The following is an 18966-nucleotide window of genomic DNA, read 5'->3' as shown; positions in this document are numbered from 1 at the left end:
CGCTTCAGCGGCGGGTGTATCTGCGTTGCACGAGGGGTGACACGCGCACGGCGATCTCTTCACCGATCGTGCCGATGATCTCGGCGAGATCCGTGGCCGTGCTCTCGCCGCCTACGCCCGCTCCGTAGACCGTGACGACGTCGCCGACGACCGCGTCCGGCCAGGCGGCGACCAGGGACTGCGTTCCGCCGACGGCCACGAGAGAGCGCGTACCCGCCGGTGTGCCGACGGTGGCGCGCCGCTGGAGCGATGACGGCAGACCGTGCAGTGCGCCGAGATCGATGCGGACGAACTGCTCGCCGACCTCGACGACGTCCGCGTCGAGCCGGCCGATCGGGCGCAGGCCCAGGCGATCGGCAGAGGGTCCCCCGGCGGAGCGGATGCCATAGCAGAACGCCCCCACGCGGACCATGTCGTAGCGGAACTCGGGGCGGGCGAACGATGCGGCGCTCGCGGCGAGGTGACGCATGACGGGGCGCAGACCGGCAGCCGTGGCCTGGTCGAGCGCCCACTCGTAGACGGCGCGGGCGTCGTCGTCCTCGGAGTCGGAGGCCTCGGCGATGTGGCTCCAGACTCCCGCGACCTCGATCAGGCCGTCCGCTTCCAGGCCTGCGGCGCGCGACACGAAAGCCGGCCACTGCTCCGGCCGCACGCCGTTGCGGTGCAGTCCGGTGTCGATCTTGAGATGCACGCGCACCGAGGCACCGGCATCGCGGGCGGACTCTGCGAGCTCCTCCAGCAGGGCGGCGTCGCCGATGCCGAGGTCGATGCGCGCCGCGACGGCCGCCTCGAGGTCATCGCTCGAGGCAGCGATCCACGCAAAGATGCGGGCATCGTCGCCGACGGCCTCTCGCACCGCGCAGCCCGTCCGCACGTCGAAAGCGCCGAACCAGCTGACGCCCGCGGCGGCCGCCGCCATCACGACGGGCTCCAGGCCGTGGCCGTAGGCGTCGTCCTTGACCACGAGCATCAGCTCAGCGGGAGACACCGTCGCCCTCACCTTCGCGATGTTCGCGACCAGGGCGTCGAGGTCGACATGGAGGAGCGCGCTCATGGGGTCTCCTCGCGGCCGGCGCGCAGTCCGACCATGGTGACAAGCTCGCCGGGGGTGAGCCCCGCCGCGCGCACCCACTCGACGAGCGACGGCTCGCCCTGCGCCGGGTCGCCGAGGAACAGGACCTCGTCGCCGCGCCGGACCGCGGCTTCCGTGATGTCCACCACGCAGACGTCCATGGCGACGCGTCCGACGACGGGGTGCCTCTCCCCCGCGATCGCGACGCCCACCGCGCCGCCGAGGGCGCGCACGATGCCCTGCGCGTAGCCGCCTGTGACGAGCGCGACGCGCGTGTCCGCGGGCGCGCGGTACGCGTAGCCGTACGACACGCCCTCGCCTTCGCGGAGGTCCTTCACCGAGAGCACGGTCCCCGTCAGCCGCAGGGCGGGCACGGCGGGGTGCTCGGCACCGGGGAGCCCGAAGAACGCCGCCGCCGAGAGCATGTCGGTCCGTGACGCGACCGGCGCCGAGTCGCCCGTGTTCAGGTCGACATGGTGCGTTCGGGATTCGAGGCCCACCGTCGCCATCACGTCGTGCACGAGCTCCACGCCGTGGCCCCAGGCATCCGCTTCGAGGATCGACGCGTCGTAGGAACGGATGCCGCGATCCCACGCGGTGCGCGCGTTCGCGGTCAGCACGGACCGCGAGATCCGCGCGACGGGGGCGCTGCGAGGGCCTGATCCCGGCACGGCGTGGTCGTGCCCAGGGATCGCGGAACTCACGCCTCTAGACTATCGGGGTCCCCGAACCGAACCCGGAGCACGCATGTCTTCTCAGGGCCTCGCCCTCTCGAACCGTCTTCGCTATCTCGCCTGGCGCGTCCGTCGCATCGATGTCGGATCCGTGCTGGAGCGCGCGAAAGAGACCGCGCACGCGCATGGCAAGTGGACCCCCGCGGTCCTCGTCGACATGCTGTGGTCGGCCGGGTTCCGGCAGGTCGGCTTCCAGGATTACGTCGACTACGACTTCGCCATCCTGAACCGCGCCGAGCGGGCGACCTATATGACGCACCCGGTGTCGAACGAGATCTCGCAGAAGTACGATCACCCCGACTATCGCGGCCTGTTCCAGGACAAGGTCGAGTTCGACCGCACGTTCAGCGCGTTCCTGCGACGCGACTGGATGGTGGTCGAGGAGGGCAACGCCGACGCGGTGCGCGCCTTCGCCGAGAAGCACGGCACGATCGTCACCAAGGAGCCGGTGGGCCAGGCGGGCACGGGCGTGCACCGCTACCACGCCGCCGACGTCTCGGACTGGGACGAGTTCCACCGCGGACTGCTCTCCCGCGGCGAGCTGCTCATCGAGGAAGTCATCCGCCAGCACGCCGACCTCGCCGCGGTGTGCCCGGGAACCGTGAACACGACCCGTGTCACCGCATTCTTCGACGGCGAGAAGACCCACATCCTGGCGATGGCGCAGAAGTTCGGACGCGGAGCCGTGAGCGACCAGATGACGTTCGGCGGCTTCTACACGATGCTCGACGAGAACGGTCATGCGGTCGGACCGGGCTACGACTCGCACAGCCATGTGCACGAGAAGCACCCCGACAGCGGCTTCGTCATCGCCGACTTCCAGCTGCCGATGATCGACCAGGTCAAGGAGTTCGTCGACCAGGTGGCCCGAGTCGTGCCGCAGATCCAGTACGTCGGCTGGGACATCGTCGTCACGCCGGACGGACCGGTGCTCGTCGAGGGCAACTGGGGCGCCGGTGTCTATGAGAACAAGCCGAGCGTCACCGGCATCCGCACCGGTCACAAGCCGCGGTACCGCGCGGCGATCGGGTTCTGAGGCGGACTCACCGCATACGCGAAAGGCGCGGCATCCGAAAGGATGCCGCGCCTTCGTGCTGAGTCCGTCAGATCCTGCGGACGATCCCGAGCGGGGTCGACTGGTGGCCCTGCCCCAGCGGGTTGTCCTTGAGGATCGAGACGAGGCGCTTCTCTTCGCCCTTGTCGAGCGTGGAGCCGAGGATGTTGCCGCCGAGGTCGTTGATGTCGACCACGGCCACCTCGGGTACGCCGCCCAGCAGCGCCTTGAGATGCGTCGCGACCTCGCGCGGGCGCTCGGGTCCGAGCACGACCGCCTTGTTGTACGGCGGAATCGTGCCCGACGTCGGTCCGTCGATCGCCCGGGCCTTGTCGCCGGCGATGCGGTAGAAGTCGCCCTTGCGCCCGAACAGCTTGGTGACGGCGGAGACGGCAGCCGCGAACAGGATGCGGATCGTGCCGCACTCGCGCAGGGCCATCTCCATCGTCTCGGGCATGCCCAGGCCGATGCCGTAGGGCGTGCGCGTGACGTACTTCGAGAGGAAGCGCGCCAGCTTGCGCGGCGTGATGTCATCCACGAGGTACGAGCGACCCTGCGTGATCGCGACGATCTTCTCGGTCACGAACAGCAGGTCGCCCTCGCGCACGACGTCGGTCGCGTATTCGCGGACGAACGCGTCGAGGTCGTCGCCCGGCATCACGACCCGCGTGCGGATCGGGATGCGTGCGAACGACGAGCCTTCGACCTGGACGGTGAGCGCCTTGCCGGCGTTCGCCTCGCTCACTCGAGGTAGTCCCGGAGGGACTGCGAGCGGGACGGATGCCGCAGCTTCGCCATCGTCTTCGACTCGATCTGGCGGATGCGCTCGCGGGTGACCCCGAACGTGTCGCCGATCTGGTCGAGCGTCTTCGGCTGGCCGTCGCCGAGGCCGAACCGCATGCGGATGACGCCCGCCTCGCGCTCCGACAGGGAGTCGAGCAGCGACTCGAGCTGACGCTGCAGCATCGTGAAGCCCACCGCGTCGGCGGGGACCACAGCCTCGGTGTCCTCGATGAGGTCACCGAACTCGCTGTCGCCGTCCTCGCCGAGAGGCGTGTGCAGCGAGATCGGCTCGCGGCCGTACTTCTGCACCTCGATGACCTTCTCGGGGGTCATGTCGAGCTCGCGGCTGAGCTCCTCGGGCGTGGGTTCGCGACCGAGGTCCTGCAGCATCTGGCGCTGCACGCGGGCGAGCTTGTTGATGACCTCGACCATGTGCACGGGGATGCGGATCGTGCGCGCCTGGTCGGCCATGGCGCGGGTGATGGCCTGACGGATCCACCACGTCGCGTACGTCGAGAACTTGAAGCCCTTGGTGTAGTCGAACTTCTCGACCGCGCGGATGAGACCGAGGTTGCCCTCCTGGATGAGGTCCAGGAACTGCATGCCACGGCCGGTGTAGCGCTTGGCGAGCGACACCACGAGGCGCAGGTTCGCGCCGAGCAGGTGGCTCTTCGCGCGCTGGCCGTCGCGGGCGACCCACTGCAGGTCGAGTCCGAGCTGCGAGGTCTTCTCGGCCGCCGACATGTGCGACAGCTTCTCTTCGGCGAACAGACCCGCCTCGATCCGCATCGCGAGCTCGACCTCTTCGGCCGCGTTCAGCAGCGGCACCTTGCCGATCTGCTTGAGGTAGTCCTTGACCGGGTCGGCCGTCGCGCCCGTGATCTGGGTCGAGTAGACCGGGACGTCGTCCTCGTCGCTCGACGAGATCACGATCGCGCCGGTGGGGAGAGGTTCGGTGAACGCCGGCTTGGTGCTCTCCTCCTCTTCCTCCTCGTCGTCGGTCGCATTGGCGTCGTCTCCCGGCGCCTTCGCGCCCTTGGCCGGCGCACCGGCCTCCGCCGTGTCGCCCTCGGTGTCGTCGCCGTCTTCCTCGAGTTCGACGTCGTCGTCGAGCTCCTCGACGTCGTCCTCGAACTCGTCGTCCGACTTCTTCGCGCGCTTGGACGCGGTCTTCGGAGCGGCCTTGGCCTTCGCGGCGCCCTTGGCTGCCGGAGCCTTCTTGGGGGCCGCCGTCTTCGCCTGGGCCGTCTCGGTGTCCTTCGCGGCCGAGCGAGCCTTGGTGTTCGTGCCTGGAGTCACGTTTCGCCTTTCACCGGTCGAGGCGCCCTGCGCCTCTCCGGTCGGTTTCGGACACTAGTAAGACCCTTGTCAAGTCCACGTCTTCGAGAGGATGCCCCACGAAGACGGTTGACAACGGGTCAGAGCGTCTAGTATCTCATACTTGCCGTGCGCCGCCAGCATTCGCCCTGCTGAGACCGGCGCACCTCCATCGGTGGTGTCAACACACCGGACCGGCGTCGAATTCCGCCGACGCGCGGGGCGTGCACGATCACGAGCCGCGCTTGTCGTCCTCTCCGGGGCGCGTCGCCAGGAAGCGCTCGAGTTCGGCCGCCAGCTCATCGGCGCTGGGCAGATCGCCCGTGTGGATCATCGGTGTCGCCAGCGTGGATCCCGCCATGTAGGCGTCGTAGCGCTCTTCCAGGCCCTGCACCATGCGCGCGAGCTCGTCGCTGCCCTCGATCTGCTCGGTGACCTTCTCGAGGTACTCGCGGTTCTCCTCACGCAGCTCGTCGCCCGCGAACACGAGTCCCGTCGCGACGGTGAGGCTGTCGAGGGCGGCCAGAGCCGCCGCCGGGTACTCGGTGTCGCCGAGGTAGTGCGGGATCAGCAGGACGAAACCCGCGACGCGCACGCCCGCGGCCGCGAGGCGGTACTCCAGCAGGTGGCCCGCCGTCGCCGGCACCTGGGTGTGGGGCTGCCACACCGAGTGCGCCTCGGTGAGCTCCGACCGCGTTCCGCTCACCGTCGTGCCGATGGGCCGCGTGTGCGGCACGGGCATCGGGATCGCGTGGACCCACGTCACCGTGGAGACGCCGTACACCTCCGTGAACTCGAGGACCGCCTCGGTGAAGGCATCCCACGCGAAATCGGGCTCGTAGCCGGCGAGCAGCAGGAACGGCTGCCCGAGGGCGTCGTGGGCGAACGACAGCTCCAGGCGCGAGGGGCGATAGTCGGTGAGGTGGTCCTTCTCGAAGGACACGACCGGGCGGCGCGCCCGGTAGTCCAGCAGCGTGTCGTTGGAGAACACGGCAAGCGGCGACGGCGAGAGCTCGTCGCGGAAGTAGTCGATCACGCGGCTCACGGCGCTGCCGGCATCGGTGAACCCGGTCAGGGCGATCACGAGCGGCAACCCGCGCGGGACGGGGGGCGCTGAAGCCGCACGCTCGAACAGCGGGCCGGGAAAAGGCATGCACCCATGCTACGAGCCGTCCGCCGAGGTCGGGTCGCGTCGGTCGCGCTCAGAGCGAACAGTCGTCGTCCCTAGGATGGAGACCATGTCGTTCCCCGACCTCGAGTACCGCACTGCACCTGTCCGAGAGTCCGACGCCGACCTTCTTCTCCTCGCGATCCCCCCGCTCGACGCCGAGGGATCCCTGGATCTCTCCGACTGGCCGGGCCTGCGCGAGGCGCTGTCGGCGGTGGGCTTCACCGGCGCCGCGGGTTCCTGGGTGCGCGCGTACGCGCCGGACGCGACGACGCTGCCGCTGGCCGTCGTCGGGACCGGTTCGGCTCCGGATGCCGCGACCCTGCGCGACGCGGTGGGCGCGGCGATCCGCGCCATCACCGGCTTCGCGACGGTCGCCGTGGCCGCCCCGTACGCCGATCCTTCGCTGTGGACCGCCGCCGCGGAGGGCGCCGCCCTCGGCGGCTACCGCTTCGAGGGCTACAAGACCGAGGCGCCGAAGCCGCGCGCGCAGCGCGTGGTCATCCACGGCAGCGCCGAGCCGGACGACGCGGCGCTGAAGCTGGTCGTCGAGACCGCGGCATCCGTCGCCCTCGTCAAGGACCTCGTCAACACCCCGGCCGAATGGCTCGGACCCGCCGATGTCGCACAGCGCGCCACCGAGTCCGTCGCGGACCTGCCGGTCACCGTCGAGGTGCTCGACGAAGTGGCGCTGCGCGAGCAGGGCTTCGGCGGCATCCTCGGCGTGGGGCAGGGATCGGACCGTCCGCCGCGCCTCGTCCGCCTCGAGTACGCGCCCGCGGACGCACGCAGGCACGTCGCGCTGGTGGGCAAGGGCATCACCTTCGACACCGGGGGCCTGTCGCTCAAACCCGCCGCCTCGATGGTCGGCATGAAGTACGACATGGCGGGCGCCGCCACGGTCCTGGGCGTGCTGCGCGCCGTGGCGTCCGTCGGCGCTCCCGTGAAGGTGACGGCGTGGCTCTGCGTGGCCGACAACATGCCGTCGGGCCGCGCCACGCGCCCCGGCGACGTGCTGCGCCTGCTCGACGGCACGACCGTGGAGGTGCTCAACACCGACGCCGAGGGCCGTCTCGTGCTCGCCGACGGGCTGGTCGCCGCCAGCCGTGAGAACCCCGATGTGATCGTCGACGTCGCCACGCTCACCGGGGCGATCCTCGTCGCCCTCGGCACGCGCCACACCGGTGTGATGGGCGATGACGAAGCCGTGGCCGCCTACCTCGCCGCAGCCGCCGAGACCGGCGAGCTCGCGTGGCAGCTGCCCCTTCCCGCCCACATGGCGGAGGAGCTCGACTCCCCCATCGCCGACCTGCAGAACGCCAAGATCGGCGACCCTGCGGGCGGCTCGCTCTTCGCAGGACTGTTCCTGCGTCACTTCGTCGGCCGCACGGCCGATGAGACGGATGCGCCCCGAATCCCCTGGGTGCATCTCGACATCGCCGGCAGCGGGACCCACAAGGGCGCGCCGTACGGCTTCACCGACAAGGGACCGACTGCCGCCACCGTGCGCAGCCTGATCCGCTTCGTCCTGGCAGACCTCGATGAGGAGGCACGATGACCGACCACTCCTTCGATCTCGTCATTCTCGGCGGTGGAAGCGGCGGCTATGCGGCCGCGCTCCGCGCCGCGGAACTCGGCAAGACCGTAGCCCTCGTCGAGAAGGACAAGGTGGGCGGGACGTGCCTGCACCGCGGCTGCATCCCGACGAAGGCCCTGCTGCACGCGGCCGAGGTGGCCGACTCGGCACGGGATGCCTCGGCCATCGGCATCCGCGCGACCTTCGAGGGCGTCGACCCCGCGGGCGTCCGCGCGTACCGTGAGGGCATCGTCGCGAAGAAGTACAAGGGGCTCGAGGGCCTGGTCAAGGCGCGCGGCATCACCGTGGTGAACGGCGAGGGGCGCCTCGAGGCCGGCCCGGCCGTCCGTGTCGGCGACGACCTCTATCGCGGCACCGACGTCGTGCTGGCCACCGGCTCGTACAGCCGGACGCTGCCCGGCCTCGAGCTCGGCGGCCGCATCCTCACCAGCGAGCACGCACTCGAGCTGGACGAGGTCCCCGGCAGCGTCGTGATCCTGGGTGGCGGCGTCATCGGCGTCGAGTTCGCGAGTGTCTGGCGCTCGTTCGGCACCGACGTCACGATCGTCGAGGCGCTCGATCACCTCGTGCCCAACGAGGATCTGTCGCTCAGCAAGGGCCTCGAGCGCGCGTTCCGGCGACGCGGCATCCAGTACTCGCTCGGCGTGCGCTTCCAGACCGCCACGCAGACCGCCGACGCCGTGACCGTCACGCTCGAGGACGGCAAGACCTTCACCGCCGACTACCTGCTCGTCGCCGTCGGGCGCGGCCCGGCGACTGCGGATCTCGGCTATGAGGAGGCGGGCGTGACGATCGACCGCGGCTTCGTCATCGCCGACGAGCGCCTGCGCACCGGCGTCGACCACGTCTGGGCCGTCGGCGACATCGTCCCTGGCCTGCAGCTCGCGCACCGCGGCTTCCAGCAGGGCATCTTCGTCGCCGAGGAGATCGCCGGACTCTCCCCCGTCCTCATTCCCGACGCCCACATCCCGAAGGTCACGTACAGCCACCCCGAAGTCGCGTCGGTCGGCCTTACCGAGGCGCAGGCGGCCGACGCGCACGGCGCCGAGGGCATCGTCGCGTACGAATACAACCTCGCGGGCAACGGCAAGAGCGAGATCCTCGGCACGAGCGGCATCGTCAAGGTCGTGCGCGCGAAGGAGGGGCCGGTCCTCGGCGTCCACCTGATCGGCGACCGCGTCGGCGAACTCATCACCGAGGGCCAGCTCGTCGTGGGCTGGGAGGCTCACCCCGAAGACATCGCGCCGTTCATCCACGCGCACCCGACCCAGTCCGAAGCGCTCGGCGAGGCGTTCCTCGCTCTCGCAGGCAAGCCCCTGCACGCGCTGTGACCCTTCGGGCCGCGCCCCATCACTAAGCTAGATCCGATATTTCTTCAGAAGGAGACATCCTCATGAGCACATCCGTGGTCCTCCCCGCTCTCGGCGAGAGCGTGACCGAGGGAACGGTCACCCGCTGGCTCAAGAACGTCGGCGACACGGTCCAGGCGGACGAGGGCCTGCTCGAGATCTCCACGGACAAGGTGGACACCGAGATCCCGTCGCCGGTCAGCGGCGTGATCGAGGAGATCCTCGTGCAGGAGGACGAGACCGTCGAGGTCGGCGCCGTGCTGGCGAAGATCGGCGACGGCTCCGCTGCCGCCGAGGCCGCCCCGGCCCCCGAGGCCGCTGCCGCCGAGGCCGCTCCCGCAGCCCCCGCCGAGGCTCCGGCCGCCGAGGCTCCGGCTGCGGAAGCTGCCGCTGAGGCGGCGCCGGCGCCGGCAGCCGAGCAGCCCGCCGCACCCGCAGGCGACGGGAAGGAGATCGTCCTCCCCGAGCTCGGCGAGAGCGTGACCGAGGGCACCGTGACCCGCTGGCTCAAGCAGATCGGTGACGAGGTCGCCGTGGACGAGCCGCTCCTCGAGATCTCGACCGACAAGGTCGACACCGAGATCCCGTCGCCGTTCGCCGGTGTGCTCACCGAGATCCTGGTCCCCGAGGACGAGACCGTGGCCGTCGGCGCCCCGCTCGCCCGTATCGGTGAGGCCGGCGCGGCGCCCGCCGCGGCCGCGCCCGCCGAGACGCCGGCTGCTGCACCGGCTCCCGCTGCCGAGGCACCGGCTCCGGCTGCCGAGGCACCGGCTCCGGCCGCTGCACCCGCCCCGGCCGCTGCACCCGCCCCGGCCGCGGCACCCGCCCCGGCCGCAGCTCCGGCGCCGGCTCCCGCGGCCGCATCGGCCCCCGCTGCTCCGGCGCTCGTCGCCGAGGAGGACGGGATCACGTACGTCACGCCGCTCGTGCGCCGCCTGGCGCAGCAGCAGGGTGTCGACCTCGGCTCGGTGAAGGGCACCGGAGTCGGTGGCCGCATCCGCAAGGAGGACGTGCTCAAGGCCGCGGAGGCCGCATCGGCTCCCGCAGCTCCTGCTGCTGCGGCCGCGCCCGCGCCGCTCGAGGTCTCGCCGCTGCGCGGCACGACGCAGCCGATGTCGCGCCTGCGCAAGGTGCTGGCCTCTCGTGCGGTCGAGTCCATGCAGTCGACGGCGCAGCTCACGACGGTGGTCGAGGTCGATGTCACGAAGCTGGCGACGTTCCGCGACAAGGTGAAGAACGACTTCCTGGCCAAGACCGGCGACAAGCTGTCGTTCCTGCCGTTCTTCGCGCTGGCCGCCGCCGAGGCGCTCCAGGCGTACCCCGTCGTCAACTCGACGGTGGACGGCGACCAGATCGTCTACCCGGCGACCGAGAACCTGTCGATCGCCGTCGACACCGAGCGCGGCCTGCTCACCCCCGTGCTGCGTGACGCGGCGAGCAAGAACCTCGCCCAGATCGCACACGAGATCGCCGACCTCGCCGCGCGTACCCGCGACAACAAGCTGAAGCCCGACGAGCTTGCGGGCGGCACGTTCACGCTGACCAACACCGGTTCGCGCGGCGCGCTGTTCGACACCCCCGTCGTGTTCCTGCCCCAGACCGCCATCCTCGGCACCGGCGTGGTCGTCAAGCGCCCCGGCGTCGTGTCGGTCGACGGCAAGGACGCGATCTCGGTGCGCTCGTACGTCTACCTGGCGCTGTCGTACGACCACCGCGTCGTCGACGGTGCGGACGCCGCTCGTTTCCTCGGCGCCGTGAAGACGCGCCTGGAGGCTGCCGCGTTCGAGGGCCAGCTCGGCATCTGATCCGGAGCGGTTCCCGCTTCTAGGGCTGCTGCGCGACGTCGGAGACGTCGCGCAGCAGCCATTTCTCGTCTCTGCGCAGGATCACCACCATCTGCGACGGCGTGGACCCGTCGTTCGCATCGACCCGCAGCACCGCGATGTCGCCGAAGTCGTCGAGCAGCGTGACCGTCCGCTCGGCCGCGGAGCGATCGATGGCGCCGCCGGATAGCGGTGCCCCGTCGACCGTCACGGTCGTGAGGCAGGAGGCGTCGCCTGCGCACGCGATCCGTGCGTCCAGCAGCTCGCCGGTGAGGAGGGCGAGGTCGGCCGGCGCGCCGGGTTGAGGGTCGCTCCCGGGTGTCGCGGACGGGTCGGCATCCGCCGGGACGGCTGCCGCCGACCCGGGCGTCGCGGTCGGCGAAGCACCCGGTCTCGCATCGGTGGCGACTCCGCTCGCGGTCGGCCAGAGCGCACCGCCGGCCAGCACCGCCGCCGCCACGGCCCCTCCGACCAGCCACGGCGCGCGTCGCGTGCCGGATCTCGGTGTGCCGCCGGTGCGTCGCAGCCGGCGCCATACCGCGGTCGTGGCCCGTGACACGGTGTCGGAGAGCTCGTCGTCCACGCCGGCCACGAGCGTCTGCCACATCGACCGGGGTGCGGGGTCGTGCGGTGCGTCCGTCGCCCGGCGCGTCTCCTGGTGCGCGTGGTGTGCGACTCCATCGCTCGCGCTGCGAGGGCTGAGGCTGACGGTGCTGAGGGGCTCTGCCTCGGCGAGGGCGAACAGCGCCTCTTCCGCGGCCTCCAGTTCATGGACCGAGATGCGCTCCGCGGTGACGGCTCTCAGCGCGGTCTGCCAGGTGCGCTGCGCGGACGGGTCGACGCTCACCTGCTCGAGGACGGCGGCGGATGCCTCGAACACGCGCCGAGCCGAGGCATCCGTCGCCAGAACCGGCCTGCCGGCATCGTCGAGCCACCAGTCGCCCTCGGCATCGGGTGTGCTCGCGACCTCGGTGCAGCCGCGCAGCACGCTCACGCCCAGCGTGACGGCCTCGCCCAGGCTGAGGCGCATGCGGGCGGACCTTCTCCGGACGAAGTCCTCGAGGCGCTCTGAGCACACCGGCAGCACGACGTCGTGGCCGTCGACGCGTCGCACGATGTCGCTCGGAGTCAGCACGTGCCCGTCGGACGCGGCATCCCATCCCCTCCAGTGCGGGCCGAGGACGTCGGCGTCGACCAGCACGCAGGCGTCGCCGGCGGCGGTGCGGACGAGGGTGCCCGGCCACGGGCCGTCCTCTCGTGCGCGCACCGTGCGGATCGCGCGGTAGCGGCTCCCGATCGAGCCGTCGGCGGTCGTCATGATGCCAGTGTGCGATGGTGCAAGAGGCGATGGCCCCGACCGGCGGGCGTCTGTGGAAGAACGGCGCCGGTGCCCGACTGTGGAGGAGCCGAGCAGGGGCCCGCGAAAAGGTAGGCTGGAAGCTATGGCCGCGCGCAGTTCCGCCCCCGAGAAGGGCCCGGGATTCTTCTCCCAGATCCGCACCCTCTACACCTTCACCCAGAAGGAGTTCCGCTGGCTGCCGTTCCTCCTGGTCGGCATCCTCCTCCTCGGCATCGCCGTGGGTGTGGGCATCGGGTTCCTCATCCCGCCGGTCGCCGTCTGGAGCGTCATCCTGTGGGGCGTGACCGGCCTCATGCTCGGCGTCCTCGCGTCGATGATGACGATGACCCGGCTTTCGACCCGGGCGATGTACAAGAAGATCGACGGGATGCCGGGGGCCACCGGCCACGTCATGTCGACCTCGCTCGGCCGCAAGTGGCAGGCCAGCGAGATGCCCGTCGGCATCAACCCCAAGACGCAGGAAGCGGTCTACCGCGCCGTCGGGCGCGGCGGCGTCGTGATCGTGGGCGAAGGCGCCCGCGGGCGGCTCACGCGTCTGGTGAATGACGAGCGCTCGAAGATCCAGCGCGTCGCGTCGGGCGTTCCCGTGACGGTGCTCTACGTCGGTCACGGCGAGGGAGAGACGCCGATCTCGAAGCTCGCGCCGACCATCAAGTCGCTGCCCACCAAGATCGACCGCGCCACGATGGCCGCGGTCATCAAGCGCATCGAATCGATCTCGCAGTCGCTGACATCGCTGCCGATCCCGAAGGGCATCGACCCCACGAAGGTGCGCGCGCCGCGTCCGCGCTGAGCCGATCGCGCGTGAACCCGGTCCGGCGGAGACGCCGGGCCGGGTTCTTCTGTCTCACGAGCGGACGAGCACCGTGCCTGCCGCCTTGTCGTGGAGGCCCCGCTGGTCGGCGTCCCAGATGACCGCCGGGATCGCGAGGATCAGGAGCGCGGTGCGGATGACGGGCCGCCACAGGCCCACCCACGCGCCGTCGAGGCGCACCAGGCGCAAGCCGAAGACGCGGTGGCCCGGGCTTCCCTGCAGCGTCGGCAGGAACACGATCTGGATGGCGGCGAAGATCGCGAGGATCGCGAGCGGGTCCCATCCGAAGAAGCCCGAGATGAGATACGCGGCGCCGTAATCGAGGCAGAGAGCGCCGATGCGGCGGCCCAGACGGCCGATGGATCCGGTGCCCTCGCGGGGCAGTCCGAGGCGTTCGCCGGGGTAGTCCTGGGTGCTCTGCGTCACTTCCCCAGCGTACCCAGGTCGTCGTAACATCCCTGAAACACAGGTGATACTGGAGGGCAATGCCCTGCGGGTACCTTGCCAGAGTGCCCGGCCCGTACGGGCGGATCCGAATGCCCTACCTCTGGAGTCTTCATGTTCAAAGATTCATCCGAGGTGCTGAAGTTCATCAAGGACGAGGACGTCAAGTTCCTCGACATCCGTTTCACGGACCTTCCTGGCGTGCAGCAGCACTTCAACATCCCGGCCTCCACCGTCGACGAAGAGTTCTTCACGGTCGGCCAGCTGTTCGACGGCTCCTCCATCCGGGGCTTCGCGAACATCCACGAATCGGACATGCAGCTGATCCCGGACGTGTCGACGGCGTATCTCGACCCGTTCCGCGAGGCGAAGACCCTCATCATGGTCTTCGACATCTACAACCCGCGCAACGGCGAGATCTACTCGAAGGACCCGCGCCAGGTCGCCAAGAAGGCGGAGAAGTACCTCGCCTCGACCGGCATCGCCGACACCGCGTTCTTCGCGCCCGAGGCCGAGTTCTACATCTTCGACGACGTCCGCTACGAGGTGAAGCAGAACTCCAGCTTCTACTCGGTCGACTCCGAAGAGGGCGCGTGGAACACCGGCCGCGCCGAAGAGGGCGGCAACCTCGCGAACAAGACCCCCTTCAAGGGCGGCTACTTCCCGGTCTCCCCCGTCGACAAGACGGCCGACCTCCGCGACGACATCAGCCTCCGCCTCATCGAGTCGGGCCTGCTCCTCGAGCGCGCGCACCACGAGGTCGGCACCGGCGGCCAGCAGGAGATCAACTACCGCTTCGACACCATGGTGCACGCGGCCGACGACATCCTGAAGTTCAAGTACATCGTCAAGAACGTGGCGAACGAGTGGGGCAAGGTCGCGACCTTCATGCCCAAGCCGCTCTTCGGCGACAACGGCTCGGGCATGCACACGCACCAGTCGCTGTGGCTCGAGGGCAAGCCCCTCTTCTACGACGAGAAGGGCTACGCGCAGCTCTCCGACCTCGCGCGCTGGTACATCGGCGGCATCCTGGCGCACGCGCCGGCCCTGCTCGCCTTCACCAACCCGACGCTCAACTCGTACAAGCGCCTGGTCAAGGGCTACGAGGCGCCGGTCAACCTGGTGTACTCGGCCGGCAACCGTTCGGCGGCCATCCGCATCCCCATCACGGGCTCCAACCCCAAGGCCAAGCGCATCGAGTTCCGCGCCCCCGATGCCTCGGGCAACCCGTACCTCGCGTTCGCCGCGCAGCTCATGGCCGGCCTCGACGGCATCCAGAACCGCATCGAGCCGCACGAGCCCGTCGACAAGGACCTGTACGAGCTTCCCCCCGAGGAGGCGAAGAACATCCCGCAGGTGCCGAACTCGCTGCTGGACTCGCTCGACGCGCTGCGCGCCGACCACGAGTTCCTGCTCAAGGGCGGCGTCTTCACGCCCGAGCTGATCGAGACGTGGATCGAGTACAAGATCGAGAACGAGATCCAGCCGCTCAACGCGCGTCCGCACCCGTTCGAGTACGAGCTGTACTTCGGCGTCTGACGTTTCCGCACCAGAAGCGGGCCCCGGGAGACCGGGGCCCGCTTCCGTGTTCGCTGGGAGAAGGATGCCGCGGCACGGGGCGCGGCCTAGGCTGAACGAGCGCTCCGCGCCCGGAACGTGTACCGACAGAAGGCGAAGACGATGCCCAGCCGCACCTCCGCGACGACACGACGGCGCAGCGCCCGTCGGTCGCCGCCGGCGCGCAGGCGCAGGCCGCAGCGACACGCCCGCCGGCGGGGCCGGCGAACGGGCGTCGCGCTGGCGATCGCCTTGCCGGTGATCCTGTTCGCCGCTCTCCTGGTCGGTGCGGCAGTCCTCGCGGGGAGCTTCCGGATGTCCTGGACGGACGAGATGGCACTCGCTCCGGACGATCGTGCGCCCGCGCCGCCGCCGATCATCGAGCCCGCGGTCGCCGGGTACCGGTTCGAGCAGCTCACGAACGCCTGCACGATCCTGGCCGCCGGCAGGGACCTCGGATTCGACGCGCGGGATCAGACCATCGCCGTCATGACGGCGATGGGCGAGTCGTCGCTGCGCAACATCGACTACGGCGACTGGGAGACGAGCGGCGTGACCAACCCCGACGGCTCCCGTACCACCTCGATCGGCCTCTTCCAGCAGCAGGACTCCTGGGGCACGCGCGAAGCGCGCCTGGATCCGTACACGGCCGCGACGGTGTTCTACCGCGCCATGGCAGAGCGTGTGCCCGACCGGGCCGCGGTGGAGCCGACCCTCGTCGCGCACCGCACCCAGATCAACGCCGACCCCGATCACTACGCCCGCTACTGGGATCGTGCGGTCCGCGTGGTGGCGGCCGTCACCGGGTACCCGCTGGAGGGCGACCGCATCGACGGCATCCCGCACTGCCCGGGCGCGTGAACGGCCGCGGGGCGCAGCATCCGGATCAGCCGTAGAAGAGCTTCTCGAAGACGCGACGTGCCCGGCGGGTGGTGCCCAGGTAGTCCTCCTCGACCTGTGTGGCCGAACGGGGCGGGTACTCCAGCAGTCGTCCGATCCCGTCCAGCTTCTTGCGGTCCACGGGAAGGACATCGCTCGTCTGACCCGACAGGAGCGTGTTCGCCGAGCGGAGGCGGCTCGCGAGACGCCAGGCCTCCGCCAGGCGGTCCGCCGCGCCGGCGGGGATCAGCCCGGCGCCCTCGGCGGCGCGGAGCGCACCGAGGGTCGACGTCGTGCGCATCTCGGGCACCGCGTGGGCGTGCTGGAGCTGCAGGAGCTGCACGAGCCACTCCACGTCGCTGAGCGAGCCCGGGCCGAGCTTGAGGTGCCGCGAGGGGTCGACGCCCTGCGGCAGGCGCTCACTCTCGACGCGCGCCTTGATGCGCTTGATCTCGCGGGTGGCGGCGAGGTCGACGCTCTCGGGATAGCGCACCCGGTCGGCGAGCTTCATGAAGTCGCCGATGAGCTTGACGCTGCCGGCCACGCCGCGTGCCCGCAGCAGCGCCTGCGCCTCCCACGAGAGCGCCCATCGCCGGTAGTACTCCTCGTACGCCTCGAGGGAGCGCGCGAGCGGGCCGTTGCGGCCCTCCGGGCGCAGATCGGCGTCGAGCTCGAGCGGGACGCGGTGGTCCTCGGAGTGGGTGCGCAGTGCGGCGACCAGCTTCAGGGCGAGCTCATGAGCGCGCTGCGGATCCACGCCGTTCGGGCGGTAGACGTACATGACGTCGGCATCCGAGCCGAAGCCGAGCTCCGCTCCGCCGAAGCGCCCCATCGCGATCACGGAGAAGTCGAGCGCCGCGTCCTCCGGAGGCACGACTTCGCGGCGCACCGCCCGCAGCGTCGCCTGGATCGTCACATCGGTGATCGTCGTGAGCGCGTCCGCGACCTCTTCGATCGTGACGCTGCCGAGGATCGCTCCCATCGCGATGCGCAGCTGCTCGCGGCGCCGGAGCGCCCGCACCGCGCGCATCGCGTCGATGACAGTCTTGTGCCGGGTCTGGATGGCCCGCGCCTCCTGCTGCAGCGCGAGACCGGAGCGCGGACGGAGCAGATCGGGGTCGTCGAGCCACGCGGCGGACTCGGGGATCCACTCGATGAGCTCGCCGACGTAGCGGGAGCCCGACAGCACGCGGGAGAGGCTCTCCGCGGCCCCTGAGGAGTCCCTCAGCATGCGCAGGAACCAGTGCGTGTCGCCGAGTCGCTCGCTCAGTCGGCGGAAGGCCAGAAGGCCGTAATCCGGATCGACGCCGTCGGCGAACCAGCGGATCATGACGGGCATCAGGTGGCGCTGGATCGTCGCCTTGCGGCTCAGACCGGTGGTGAGGGCAGCGATGTGCCGCAGCGCCCCCGCGGGGTCGGCGAAGCCGATGGCCGCGAGACGGTCGTGTGCCTGCGCGGTCGACAGCACCCGTTCATCGGCGGGGAGCGCCGCGACCGCCGAGAGCAGCGGCCGGTAGAAGAGCCGGACATGGATGTCGCGCACCTCGCGCTTGACCGACTCCCACAGGCCCCAGATCCCCTCGCCGGTGTCGGCGAGGCCCGTCGCACGCGCGAGGACGCGCAGCTCCTCCGGACGCGACGGCATGAGATGAGTGCGGCGCAGCTGCCGCAGCTGCACGCGGTGCTCGAGGAGCCGCAGGACGCGGTAGTCGCGCGAGAAGGCGGATGCTTCGGCACGGCCGATGTACCCCTCGGCGACCAGGGCGTCCAGCGCCTCGAGCGTGCCGCGCTGGCGGATGCGGTCGTCCGTGAGGCCGTGCACCAGCTGAAGGAGCTGGACGGTGAACTCGATGTCGCGGATGCCGCCCGGGCCGAGCTTGAGCTGGTACGGCACATCGGCAGGCGGGATGTGCTCGGTGACGCGCTCGCGCATGCGCTGCACGCTGTCGACGAAGTTCTCGCGCGCGGCGCTCGTCCACACCTTCGGCTGCACCGCTTCGATGTAGGCCTGCGCGAGGTCCGCGTCGCCCGCGATGGGCCGAGCCTTCAGCAGCGCCTGGAACTCCCAGCTCTTCGCCCATCGGTCGTAGTACGCCCGGTGGGAGTCGAGCGTGCGCACCAGGGCGCCCTGCTTGCCCTCAGGGCGCAGGTTGGCGTCGACCTCCCATAACGGAGGCTCGATCTCGACGCCGGAGATGCCGCGCATCGTCTGGACCGCCAGCCGCGTCGCGATGTCCACGATGCGGCTCTCGCCGAACTCTTCGACCGCGTCGTCGTCTCCGCCTCCGACGAAGATGACGTCCACGTCGCTGACGTAGTTGAGCTCGCGGGCGCCGGTCTTGCCCATGCCGATGATCGCGAGCTTCGTACGCGCCACCTGCTCGTGCGGGAAGAGTCCGACTCCGACCGCGCCGCCCGAGACTCGGGTGCGGGCGACCGCGAGGGATGCCTCGAGCGCCGCGCCTGCGGCATCCGCGAGCCGTGCCGACACGGCTGCCACCTCGTCGACCGGTTCGGGGCTCAGGAGATCGTACGCGGCGATGCGTGCGAGCATGCGGCGATACCGCACGCGCAGCGCGACCCAGGCGCTCTCGCCGCCGTCGGCGGCGAACCCGTCCACCGCACCGATCGAATCGAGCAGCTCCCCACGCAGCTCGTTGGGGGTGGGCAGCCGCTCCCCCGCATCGGCGAGCTGGTCGATCTCGGCGGGGTGACGGAAGAAGAACTCTCCGAAGCCGGTCGATGCGCCGAGCAGCGCCCACAGCGCGCGCCACGCCGCGGGCCGTTCCCGGGCGCGGTGGACGGGCGTGGCGTCCCGACGCGCGAGACGCGTCAGCGCCTGCAGCGCCTCGTCCGGATCGGCCGCGTCGACGGCTCCTTCGAGCAGCGCGTCCCGCGGTGCGCCGATGAGCCCCGACAGTTCTGCGAGGAGCGCCTCGGCGTCGGTGAGGCGGCTGAAGCCGAGGCGGGCGAGCGGGGTCAGGGAACGCGGCCGGTCGCTCGCAGACATGCGTC

At 70.5% G+C, this 18966-nt stretch carries 15 protein-coding genes; 7 read left to right on the top strand and 8 right to left on the bottom strand.

Features of this window, described 5'->3' with window-relative positions:
- Positions 1-4 precede the first annotated feature (4 nt).
- On the bottom strand, positions 5-1054 hold the full coding sequence (locus AC3A46_RS12820) for an alanine racemase (protein ID WP_487665526.1): 1050 nt from the start codon (positions 1052-1054) through the stop codon (positions 5-7).
- Entirely contained in the window at positions 1051-1776 is a 726-nt protein-coding gene (locus tag AC3A46_RS12815) for an alanine racemase C-terminal domain-containing protein (RefSeq protein WP_487665525.1), read from the bottom strand. Before AC3A46_RS12815 ends, AC3A46_RS12820 begins: the two co-directional genes overlap by 4 nt.
- 43 nt (positions 1777-1819) lie before the next feature.
- On the opposite strand from AC3A46_RS12815, the gene AC3A46_RS12810 reads away from it, so the two are divergent.
- Entirely contained in the window at positions 1820-2842 is a 1023-nt protein-coding gene (locus AC3A46_RS12810) for a sugar-transfer associated ATP-grasp domain-containing protein (RefSeq protein ID WP_487665524.1), read from the top strand.
- A gap of 67 nt (positions 2843-2909) precedes the next feature.
- Here AC3A46_RS12810 and AC3A46_RS12805 read toward each other — a convergent pair whose 3' ends face one another.
- The 3 genes from AC3A46_RS12805 to AC3A46_RS12795 all read right to left on the bottom strand — a co-directional run bounded on the left by AC3A46_RS12805 (position 2910) and on the right by AC3A46_RS12795 (position 6113).
- The gene (locus AC3A46_RS12805) at positions 2910-3605 is read right to left on the bottom strand and encodes a coenzyme F420-0:L-glutamate ligase (RefSeq protein ID WP_487665523.1); all 696 of its coding nucleotides are present in this window, start codon (positions 3603-3605) and stop codon (positions 2910-2912) included.
- On the bottom strand, positions 3602-4942 hold the full coding sequence (locus AC3A46_RS12800) for an RNA polymerase sigma factor (protein WP_487665522.1): 1341 nt from the start codon (positions 4940-4942) through the stop codon (positions 3602-3604). Before AC3A46_RS12800 ends, AC3A46_RS12805 begins: the two co-directional genes overlap by 4 nt.
- Positions 4943-5192: 250 nt before the next feature.
- Positions 5193-6113 carry a proteasome assembly chaperone family protein gene (locus tag AC3A46_RS12795; protein WP_487665521.1) on the bottom strand — a complete coding sequence of 307 codons (921 nt, stop codon included), beginning with the start codon at positions 6111-6113 and terminating at the stop codon, positions 5193-5195.
- 85 nt (positions 6114-6198) lie between these two features.
- Here AC3A46_RS12795 and AC3A46_RS12790 point away from each other — a divergent pair, with 85 nt between their 5' ends.
- From AC3A46_RS12790 to sucB, 3 genes are all read left to right on the top strand, one after another.
- Positions 6199-7686 carry a leucyl aminopeptidase gene (locus AC3A46_RS12790; protein ID WP_487665520.1) on the top strand — a complete coding sequence of 496 codons (1488 nt, stop codon included), beginning with the start codon at positions 6199-6201 and terminating at the stop codon, positions 7684-7686.
- Positions 7683-9056 carry a dihydrolipoyl dehydrogenase gene (gene lpdA / locus AC3A46_RS12785; protein WP_487665519.1) on the top strand — a complete coding sequence of 458 codons (1374 nt, stop codon included), beginning with the start codon at positions 7683-7685 and terminating at the stop codon, positions 9054-9056. Before AC3A46_RS12790 ends, lpdA begins: the two co-directional genes overlap by 4 nt.
- A gap of 62 nt (positions 9057-9118) precedes the next feature.
- Positions 9119-10879 carry a 2-oxoglutarate dehydrogenase, E2 component, dihydrolipoamide succinyltransferase gene (sucB, locus tag AC3A46_RS12780; RefSeq protein ID WP_487665518.1) on the top strand — a complete coding sequence of 587 codons (1761 nt, stop codon included), beginning with the start codon at positions 9119-9121 and terminating at the stop codon, positions 10877-10879.
- Between the two features lie 19 nt (positions 10880-10898).
- Here sucB and AC3A46_RS12775 read toward each other — a convergent pair whose 3' ends face one another.
- Positions 10899-12215 (bottom strand): hypothetical protein, encoded by a 1317-nt coding sequence (locus AC3A46_RS12775; protein ID WP_487665517.1) that lies wholly within the window; start codon positions 12213-12215, stop codon positions 10899-10901.
- A gap of 124 nt (positions 12216-12339) precedes the next feature.
- Between AC3A46_RS12775 and AC3A46_RS12770 the strand changes: the two genes are divergently transcribed.
- The gene (locus tag AC3A46_RS12770) at positions 12340-13050 is read left to right on the top strand and encodes a DUF4191 family protein (protein ID WP_487665516.1); all 711 of its coding nucleotides are present in this window, start codon (positions 12340-12342) and stop codon (positions 13048-13050) included.
- Positions 13051-13104: 54 nt separating this feature from the next.
- Here AC3A46_RS12770 and AC3A46_RS12765 read toward each other — a convergent pair whose 3' ends face one another.
- Positions 13105-13497, bottom strand: a complete 393-nt coding sequence (locus AC3A46_RS12765) for an RDD family protein (protein ID WP_487665515.1) — start codon at positions 13495-13497, stop codon at positions 13105-13107.
- A gap of 132 nt (positions 13498-13629) precedes the next feature.
- Here AC3A46_RS12765 and glnA point away from each other — a divergent pair, with 132 nt between their 5' ends.
- On the top strand, positions 13630-15054 hold the full coding sequence (gene glnA, locus AC3A46_RS12760; protein ID WP_056367344.1) for a type I glutamate--ammonia ligase: 1425 nt from the start codon (positions 13630-13632) through the stop codon (positions 15052-15054).
- Between the two features lie 333 nt (positions 15055-15387).
- A complete protein-coding gene (locus AC3A46_RS12755) occupies positions 15388-15933 on the top strand; it encodes a peptidase M23 (protein ID WP_487665514.1) in 546 nt (181 codons plus the stop codon).
- A gap of 25 nt (positions 15934-15958) precedes the next feature.
- On the opposite strand, the gene AC3A46_RS12750 is transcribed toward AC3A46_RS12755, so the two are convergent.
- Positions 15959-18961: a bifunctional [glutamine synthetase] adenylyltransferase/[glutamine synthetase]-adenylyl-L-tyrosine phosphorylase gene (locus AC3A46_RS12750; RefSeq protein WP_487665513.1), complete on the bottom strand. Its 3003-nt coding sequence runs from the start codon at positions 18959-18961 to the stop codon at positions 15959-15961.
- Between the last annotated feature and the right edge of the window lie 5 nt (positions 18962-18966).

The organism is Microbacterium sp. Soil_C_42, from assembly GCF_057656735.1.
The sequence above is the reverse complement of the archived record's forward strand: the minus strand, read 5'-3'. Positions and strand labels throughout refer to the sequence as shown.